This window comes from Deltaproteobacteria bacterium, from assembly GCA_005879795.1.
Taxonomy (GTDB): Bacteria; Desulfobacterota; Binatia; order DP-6; family DP-6; genus DP-6.
Map to the genome: position 1 here is coordinate 25,793 of VBKJ01000142.1, position 9,033 is coordinate 34,825.

8 protein-coding genes are annotated in these 9,033 nt (G+C 73.3%); 7 read left to right on the plus strand and 1 reads right to left on the minus strand.

Going from position 1 to position 9,033, the window contains the following annotated elements; genetic code table 11:
* Positions 1-8 precede the first annotated feature (8 nt).
* The 6 genes from E6J59_11045 (at position 9) to E6J59_11070 (ending at position 4,571) form a co-directional block, all read left to right on the plus strand.
* The gene (locus tag E6J59_11045) at positions 9-269 is read left to right on the plus strand and encodes an acyl carrier protein (protein TMB19725.1); all 261 of its coding nucleotides are present in this window, start codon (positions 9-11) and stop codon (positions 267-269) included.
* 6 nt (positions 270-275) lie between these two features.
* Entirely contained in the window at positions 276-1,499 is a 1,224-nt protein-coding gene (locus tag E6J59_11050; GenBank protein TMB19726.1) for a beta-ketoacyl-[acyl-carrier-protein] synthase family protein, read from the plus strand.
* Positions 1,496-2,659, plus strand: a complete 1,164-nt coding sequence (locus E6J59_11055) for a hypothetical protein (protein ID TMB19727.1) — start codon at positions 1,496-1,498, stop codon at positions 2,657-2,659. The genes E6J59_11050 and E6J59_11055 overlap by 4 nt, the downstream gene beginning before the upstream one ends.
* Entirely contained in the window at positions 2,656-3,060 is a 405-nt protein-coding gene (locus E6J59_11060) for a 3-hydroxyacyl-[acyl-carrier-protein] dehydratase FabZ (protein TMB19728.1), read from the plus strand. Before E6J59_11055 ends, E6J59_11060 begins: the two co-directional genes overlap by 4 nt.
* A 61-nt stretch (positions 3,061-3,121) precedes the next feature.
* Positions 3,122-4,081, plus strand: a complete 960-nt coding sequence (locus E6J59_11065) for a lysophospholipid acyltransferase family protein (protein ID TMB19729.1) — start codon at positions 3,122-3,124, stop codon at positions 4,079-4,081.
* A 37-nt stretch (positions 4,082-4,118) separates the two neighbouring features.
* Positions 4,119-4,571, plus strand: a complete 453-nt coding sequence (locus E6J59_11070; protein ID TMB19730.1) for a Retroviral aspartyl protease — start codon at positions 4,119-4,121, stop codon at positions 4,569-4,571.
* Between the two features lie 83 nt (positions 4,572-4,654).
* Here E6J59_11070 and E6J59_11075 read toward each other — a convergent pair whose 3' ends face one another.
* On the minus strand, positions 4,655-6,016 hold the full coding sequence (locus E6J59_11075) for a radical SAM protein (protein ID TMB19731.1): 1,362 nt from the start codon (positions 6,014-6,016) through the stop codon (positions 4,655-4,657).
* Positions 6,017-7,139: 1,123 nt separating this feature from the next.
* Between E6J59_11075 and E6J59_11080 the strand changes: the two genes are divergently transcribed.
* A partial coding sequence (locus E6J59_11080; GenBank protein ID TMB19732.1) for a hypothetical protein occupies positions 7,140-9,033 on the plus strand: 1,894 nt, incomplete at its 3' end.

The window sequence follows — 9,033 nt, forward strand, 5'->3', positions numbered from 1 at the left end:
GGGCGGCCATGGATCGTGACAGCCTCCGCCGCGAGGTGAAGGACCTCCTCGCCACCGGGCTCCGGCTCCAGATCGCCCCGGGCGACATCCCCGACGATGCGCCCATTTTCGGCGAGACGCTCGGCCTCGACTCGATCGACGCGCTCGAGCTGGTGGTGCTGGTCGAGGATCGCTTCCACGTCTCGATCCCCGACGAGGAGGTCGGGCGGCGCGCCTTCGGCTCGGTGGACGCGCTCGTCGACTTCATCCTCGCCGAGCGGCCGGGCTAGCTGCGCGTGCCCCGACGGGTCGTGATCACGGGGGTCGGGGTGGTGTGCGCGCTCGGGGGCGACGTGCCGGCGCTCGCGGCGGGGCTCGTCGACGGGCGCTGCGCCATCGGCCCCTTGACGCTCTTCCCCTACCGGGGCCGCTGCCGGAGCGCGGCGCAGGTGCCCGAGGCGGTGCCGGCCGCGGTGGCCGCGCTGCCGCTCGCCACGACGCGCCGCCTCTCGCGGCCGGACCGGTTCGCGCTCGCCGCCGCGGCCGAGGCCTGCGGCGCGGCCGGCCTCGACGCGGGTCTCCGGCGGAGGGCGGCGCTCGCGGTCGGGGCGACCACGGGCGGCATGTTCGAGACCGAGGAAGTCTACCGGCGGCGCCGGGCGGGCGAGGAGCGGCGCTTCCGGCTCTCGCGCCTGTTGGGGACGCCGCTCTCGACCACGGCGGCGGCGGTGAGCCAGGCGCTCGGCTTCTACGGCCCGCAGGTGACGCTCTCGACCGCGTGCTCGTCGAGCGCGCTCGCGGTGGCCCTCGCCGCCGACTCGATCCGACGGGGCGAGGCGCGGGTCGCGCTCGCGCTCGGGACCGACGGCCTCTGCCGGCTCACCTACGCCGGTTTCGACGCCCTCCAGGCGCTCGACCTGGACCGCTGCCGGCCCTTCGACCGCCACCGGCGCGGCCTCTCGCTCGGCGAGGGCGCGGCCGCGCTGGTGCTGGAGGACGCGGAGCACGCCCGCGCCCGCGGCGCCCGCGCCCACGCCGCCCTCCTCGGCCACGGCACCGCAACGGATGCGCACCATCCGACCGCGCCGCATCCCGAGGGCCGGGGCGCGCTCGCCGCCCTGCGGGCGGCGCTCGCGGCCGCGGGGCTCCCGCCCGAGGCGATCGACTACGTGAACGCGCACGGCACCGGCACGCCGCAGAACGACGCGATGGAGGTGGGCGTGCTGCGCGCCGTCTTCGGGTCGCGCCTGGCACGCGTTCCCCTGAGCTCGACCAAGTCGCAGGTCGGCCACTGCCTGGGTGCGGCGGGCGCGATCGAGGCGGCGGTCACGGTGGTGGCGCTCGACGAGGGGATCGTCCCGCCCACCGTCGGCCTGCGCGAGCCGGACCCGGCGTGGGCCGACCTGGATCTGGTGCGCACGCCCGGCCGGCGCGTGCCGCTCGGCGCCGCGCTCACCTCGTCCTACGGCTTCGGCGGCCACAACGTGACCCTCGTCCTCGGGCGGGCGGAGGGGCGATGACGGACGTCGCGGTGACCGGCATCGGGGTGGTGAGCCCGTTCGGGCACGGGGTCGAGCCCTTCTGGCGCGGCCTCGTGGCGGGCACGTGCGGCCTCCGCCCGATCCGCCGCTTCGAGGTGCCGCGCGGCGTGGCGCTCGGTGGCGAGGTGCCGCCGCTCGAGCCGCGGGAGCTGGTGACGACCGCGATCGGCCGGCGCATCGACTGGGTGTCGCTCATGCTGCTGGCGGCCTGCCGCCTGGCGCTCGCCGACGCCGGCCTCGCGGCGCTCGAGCCGGCGCGCACCGGGCTCGGCCTCGGCTCGGCGTGGGGCAACCTGCAGGAGACGGGAGCCTTCCTCGACCGGCTCTTCACGCGGGGGGGCGGCAACCCGCTCCTCTTCCCGAACCTGGTCTTCAACGCGCCGCTCAGCTACGCCTCGATCGAGCTCGGCATCACCGGGCCGACCGCGATGCTCTCCGCCGCGGAGGCCTCGGGCGAGGCGGCGATCGCGTGGGGCGCCGAGCAGGTGGCCGAGGGCGGGGTGGACGTCTGCCTCGCCGGCGGTGCCGACGAGCTCGGCGCAGTGCTCCACCAGGTGCTGCGCGAGGGGCGGGTGGTCGCGTGCGGCGTGCCGCGTCCGCTCGACCCGGCGGCCGACGGCGCGTGCCCCGGCGAGGGCGCCGCGGTGCTCGTCCTCGAGCCGCTCGCGCGCGCCCGCGCGCGCGGCGCACGCATCCGCGCCCGGCTGGTCGCTCCGCCCGGCTTCGCAGTACCTGCGCCGGTGCACGGCTGGGCGCGCGACCCGGTGCCGCTGGCCGAGGGGCTCGCACGCACGGTGAGCGATGCCGACGTCGTATTCGCCGCCGCGAGCGGCCGTCCCGAGCTGGACGCGCTCGAGGCGGCGGCGCTCGCGCGCGCGCTCGGCGGGCGGCGCGTGACGGTCACCGCCGTGCGCGGCGCCCTCGGCGACTTCGGCGCCGCGGGGGCGCTCGCGGCGGCCGCCGCCGCGCTCGCCGTCTCGACCGGCCTCGTGCCGCCCACCTGCGGGCTCGTGCTCTCGGCACGCGCGGGCCTCGACGTGGTGACGGGCGCGGCGCGGCCGCGCGCCGTGCGGGTCGCGGCTGTGGACGGTCTCGCCCGCGGCGGGCTCTGCCGGCCGCTTCGTCTGGAGGCCGTGTGAAAGCGTCCTTCGATCCCGTCCCGCGCCTGCCCCACGGGACGCCCTTCCTGCTCCTCGACCGCGTGCTCGAGATCGGCGAGCGGACGGGAGCGTTCTCGAAGCTGGTGAGCGCGGCGGACCCGTGCGTCGGACGTGACGGGCGGCTGCCCGCCGCCTTCGTGATCGAGGCGCTCGCGCAGGGCGGGGGCGCGCTCCTGGCTGCGCAGCGCGCGCCGGCCGCCGGCTACCTCGCCGCGGTGGACGACTTCCGCATGCTGGGCGAGGTGCGTGTCGGCGACGAGCTGCGCGTCGAGGTGGAGATCCTGCGCAACTTCGGCGGCGCGATCCTGCTGCGCGGCCGTGTGCTGGTCGACGGCGAGCTGTGCGCCGAGGGCCGCATCACGCTGAAGCCGCCGCGCTGAGCGTTCACAGACGCGGCCGCCCCTTGCCCGCGCGCGGCCGCTCCGCTAAAGCCGGCGCGCCATGGACTGGAAGACGCTCCGCGCCACGCTGCGCTTCGACGGCGCGGCGTGGCGCCGCTTCGCGGAGCTCGGCTGCGTCTACGGCCCGGAGTGGTGGAAGCGCGGCTCCCCGCCGGTGATCGCGGCCATCATCTTCGCGATCGCGCGGGCCCAGCGAGCGGCGGTGCTCGCCAACCAGCGCCAGATCCGTGGGTCGGTCCGCGGGCCGAGTGGCTGGCTGCGCGAGCGCTGGCATGCCTACCGCGTGTTCGCGGAGTTCGCGCGCTCGGTCACCGAGGCCATGGAACAGTGGGGCCCGCGCCCGCGCCCGCTCGAGCTCCACGTCGTCGGCGCGGAGATCTTCGACGGCGCGCTCGCCGAGCACCGCGGCCTCGTCGTGCTGACCGGCCACTTCGGCTCCTGGGAGGTGGCGGCGCGGCACCTCTCCGGGCTCGGACGTCCGGTCAGCATGGTGGTCGCCCGCGAGCCCAACCCGACCGTGCGCGACTTCATGCACGCGATCCGCTCGCGGCACGGCTTCCGGGTGATCTACTCCGACCGCTCCGTCTTCACCGGGCTCCCCATCCTGCAAGCGCTCCGCCGCGACGAGATCGTCGGCATGCAGATCGAGCCGTGGGGCCCGATGCCCGGGAGCCACGAGGTCGAGTTCTGCGGCTGCCCGGCGCGCTTCCAGCTGGGGCCGTTCGCGGTGGCGCGGGTGGCGGGGGCGCCCATCGTGCCCGTGTTCGCCGTCCGCACCGGCATCCGGCGCTACGAGATCCGTGTCGTCGGGCGCTTCGACCCGAAGACGCCGGCCGAGAGCGTGGCGGCGCTCGGCGCCACGGTGGGCGCGTACGAACGGCTTGTGCGCGAGGTGCCCGCGCAGTGGCTCATGTTCGAGGACGTGTGGGGCACGCCGGCGGCGGGCGCGTGCGCCGCCGACGAGGTGGTACCGCGAGCGGCGGGGCTGCGGCGGAGGTAGCGGCGGCTCGCGCGGAGTATTCCGGTCGAAGAGGTGGATGTGTCTGGCAGGGGGCGATTCGCGCCGCTATGCTGCGCCCATGGGGCTCACCACCATGCGGCTGCGGGTCGGGAACGTGGCCAACCCCGAGATCACCGAGGAGCTCGACTTCCTCGTGGATTCGGGCGCCATCTACTCGGTGGTTCCCGCGGAAGTCCTCGGCCGGCTCGGCGTTCGGCCCCTGGCGGAGCAGGAGTTCCGCCTGGCCAACGGGACGCGGATCGTCCGCAAGAAGGGGGTGGCCTTCTTTCGCTACGGGGACCGGGTAGGCGGCGCCGACGTCGTCTTCGGGGAGCCTGAGGATGCGCTGCTCCTCGGTGCCTTCACGCTCGAGTCGCTCGGGCTGTGCCTGGATCCCCTCCGGCGCGAGCTGCTCCCGGTGCCGATGATCCTGGGTGTAATGACCCTGGGCGCCTGGAGCTCCGAGAGGCGGATTGCCTGTAGCGCGTAGGCGCGCGCGGGGTATCGCCGGTCGCTGGTCGTTCTCTGTCGCCGACCACTCGGGGGTAAATCGCAGGGCTCCGCCGTCGCGCCCTACGAGATCGTCCCCCAGGCCTCCGGGTTCCGCCGCAGGTAACCGTTCACTTTGGCGTTCGCGACCACCATCGCGAGCGTCTCGAGCAGGTTCCGCCGCGGCGGGGGCACGAAGCGCCGCAGCATGCTGCGCACCGAGTAGAAGCCCGAGTAGACGTACCGGAAGCCGTCGAGCATCTGCCCGGCCGTCATGTGAAGCGGGCGCACGACCGCGCTGCCGTAGTCGTAGTGGCCCCAGTCGCCGTCGAGGAGGCGGCCCGCGGCGAGCATGTCGGCGTGGAACTTGGTGCCGGGGTACGGGGCGGGCGTGAAGAGCTTCAGGAAGCCGATCTTGTTCTCCTCGAGCCAGCGTAGCGTCGCCGCGAAGGACTCCGGCGTGTCGCCGTCGAGCCCCACCATGACGAGCGCGATCACCTGGATGCCCCGCGCGCGGAGCTTCGCGATGTCCTCCGTGAAGCGGCGCGGGCGGTTGAAGGTCTTGGCGACCGCGGCGAGGCTCTCCTCGGAGAGACTCTCGAAGCCAATCGAGAGGACGCGGGCGCCCGAGCGCGCCACCAGGTCGAGCAGCTCCGGGTCGCGCGCCACGTTGATCGTCGCCTGGCTCACCCACTGGACCTTGAAGGCGATGAGGCGCCGGAAGAGCTCCTTGGCCTCCTCGGGGCGGGCGATCGGGTTGTCGTCGAGGAAGAGCAGGCGGCGCGCGCCGAGGGCGCGCAGCTGCCGCACGTCCTCGATCACGTCGTCGACCGGGCGGGTGCGGAAGCTCCGGCTGTAGTAGGTCTGGACGGCGCAGTACTCGCACGGGTGCGGGCAACCGCGCGAGAAGAAGATCGGCCAGAAGAAGTACATGCGGTAGAGCCAGCTGGCGCGGAAGGCGTCGACCTTGAGCAGCGGCAGGCTCCACCAGTCGATGCCGGGGAGGTTCGTCAGGTCGTGCCAGCGCTCGGCGCGATAGATGCCGCGCGACCGCCCGGCCGCGAGGTCGGCGAGCACGTCCCGCCACACGTACTCCGCCTCGCCCGCAACCACGGCGTCGGCGTGCCGGAGCGACTCCTCGGGGACGAGCGACACCCACGTCCCGCCGAGGACGACCTTCTTGCCGCGCGCGCGGAAGTGATCCGCGAGATCGAAGGCGCGGCGGATCTGTGGGCCCATGGCGGTCAACCCGACCACGTCCGCCTCGCGCTCGACACGCGCGAGGTCGAGGTCGGTCATCAGCTCGTCGGTGAACGAGACCTCGTGCGGCGGCGGCGTGAGGGCCTTCAGGTAGGGCAGGGTGATGCCGCTCGTCCAGTAGCGCGTCGTCTTGTGGAGGGATCCGTCGCGCCGGTAGTGCGTCGGCGAGATCAGGTGGATGCGCATCGCGGCGCGCGGATGATGGCGGCGGGGCCGGGGGGTGTCAAACGCGGGCGACGGCGAAGGTGCCGGGCGGTCGCGTTTCCAAGGCCGCTGCCACTCTGGACCCGGAGCCGGGAGCCGACGGCCGGTGGTGCACCTGCGCACCAAACCGAGCGTCGTGAGGGGCCGGGCCGACTCGGGCCCGCGGCGCGGGTCAATCCGTCAGCGTGGCTGTGGCCCGGCTCCGTTCGGCGGCGGGTTGTCGTCGTCCGCCGCCGCTCGGCTGCGGAGTGGCTCCGGCGGGCACCGGGTTGCCGATCGCTGATGGTGCAACGCGCTCCTCGAGGTCCTCGATCTCCAACTGCAACTCTCTCTCCTTCATCGTTTGCTTCCGGGGCATATGCTGGCTTGCTTCTTCAGTTCGCCATCTGGCCCGGAGTCGGACCGGCTCCCTCGCGCGGTGCCTTAACACGCTCGCGAAGCCTATGGGAAGCCCCTTGCGGCGCGTGCTCGCCCGGGTGGCGAGTCCATAGCAGGTGCTGCAGCCGCGAACCCGGGGGGACCGCACGCCCAGGCGGGCCGCGCACGTCCGCACGAGGCCATCCCGAGCGTCAGCTCGCTCCGTGAGGTTCCTGCCGAGCGGGAGTCGCATCGCCAGAGCCGGTCGACCAGCGAGGCTGAGCGCGGGCGCCGGTCGGCCTGCTGGGCACTCCGGCGCGGGACGTCGAACCCTCGCCGTCGTGCACCCGTGCCAGCTCGCGACGGGCCCTGGAGACCCCCGTGCAGCGGTGCCTTGCAGGCTCGCGTGTCTTGCAGAGCCGCAAGCCGCATGCCTGGGCTCCACCGTCCGATGGATGATCTCCGCCTCCGCACTCGCCGTGTGGACCTGATGCGCGAGCCCCGTGCGCGCCACCTGCCTGCTGCTGCCGACCCCACCCCACCGGCCGCGGCGCCCTCCGGCGCGACCGCGCTCACTCACTGACTTTCTGCGCAGATAGAGGGCGCGACCAGGCGGTCGCGCCAGCGCCGCCTGCCGGCCGGCGTGCGGGGCGCGCCACCGCGGCACACATCTTGAACAAGCGGTGCGCGAGCGTCGCACAGGTGACGCTCGTGAAGGCTTTCGAACGCACGACGAGGGGAAGGGTCAATGATGAGCGAAACGACGTCATCTCGTGGAGCGCGGCCCCGCGCGGCGATGCTGGGTCTACTGGCCATGCTGGCCGCACAGGCGGCGACGGCCAGCGCGGTCAGTCCGGACACGGCCAGCGCGTCCAGTCCGAACTTCGACGCCGTCGCCTGGATCCCGCTCACCTGCGACAACCGGGACCTGATCTCGCACACGAGCCCAGCCGCCGTCGACTTCGCGGGCGACGCGACCTTCTCCCCCGCCTACCTCGCCCACGACGACGGCTTTCTCTACCTCCGCTACCGCATGGACGCGGACCCGAGTACGTTCGTCCAGTACTCCTGGACCGCGCTCATGCAGGTGCCGTCGGGTGATCCGTTCCAGTACCAGTACCAGCTCTCGCTCAACGGGAAGACGAACACCATCGAGATCTGGAAGAACACGATCGCCCAGGACATCAGCTTCTCCCCGCTCTTCCGCGACGGCTCGGAGGTGCAGCTCTTCTCACAGGACTACCACCTGGCGTCGACGGCCAACACGACCCCGCTCGCGCGCATCGTCTCCACCACCGACGGGTCGTACTTCGACGGCGACGCGGACTACTTCGTGGAATTTGCGTTCCCGGTCTCGGTGATGGTCACGAATGGCCTCATCGCGAGCGCCGCCGACCTCGACCGCTCGCTCTTCTTCCCCGCCACCGCGACGGACCCCAACAACTACAACAAGGGCCATCTGAACTGCACGTTCATCCCCGCAGCCACCCTGTCGGTCGACGTGACGATCAGGCCCGATCAGGTCCCGGTGAACGTGACCACCCCGGTCGAGTTCACCATCGCCGTGCACAACGACGGGGTCGGAGCCGCCAAGGGTATCATCATCGACAACAGTGCCTTCCCGCCCTACCTGAGCAACGTCATGGTCCGGGTCTTCTCGGATGACCCGAGCGTGACGGCAACGGAAACGCAGACGAACCCGCTCGAGGTGAAGGTGCCGAGCCTGCTCCCCGGCGCCACCTTGACCATCCAGGTGATGGGTGACGCGAGGCCCGGCTGCGTCGACAGTGACTACACGGACGTGGCGACCGCGTCCGCCGTTAACGCCATGCCGACGACCGGCAGCGCCGTGCTGCACATCCAGCGCGCAAACGCGGAAGTGTGCGACGGCGTGGACAATAACTGCGACGGCCAAATCGACGAGGGCGGGTCGGCGCTCTGCGACGACGGTAACCCGTGCAACGGAGCCGAGACGTGCGGCGGAGCCGCCGGCTGCCAGCCCGGCACGCCGCCCAGCTGCGATGACGGCAACGCCTGCACGGTCGACGGCTGCGACCCGCAGAGTGGCTGCACGCACGACCCCATCCCCGGCTGCGTCCCCTGCACCACCGCCGCGGACTGCAACGACGGCAACGCCTGTACCACCGACACGTGCGATGCCGGCGCCTGCGCGCACGACCCCATCCCCGGCTGTGTCTCCTGCATCACCGCCGCGGACTGCGACGACGGCAACGCCTGCAGCACCGACACCTGCGACGCCGGCGCCTGCGCGCACACGACCATCCCCGGCTGCGTCCCCTGCACCACCGCCGCCGACTGCGGCGACGGCAACGCCTGCACCACCGACACCTGCGATGCCGGCGCCTGCGCGCACGCGCCCATCCCCGGCTGCGTGCCGTGCGCGACGGCGGCCGACTGCAACGACGGCAGCGCCTGCACCACCGACAGCTGCGATGCCGGCGCCTGCACCCACGCCACCATCCCCGGCTGCGTGGGGTGCGCGACGGCCACGGACTGCAACGACGGCAACGCCTGCACCACCGACACCTGCGACGCCGGCGCGTGCGGGCACGCCACCATCCCCGGCTGCGTGCTGTGCGCGACGGCCGCGGACTGCGGCGACGGTACCGCCTGCACCACCG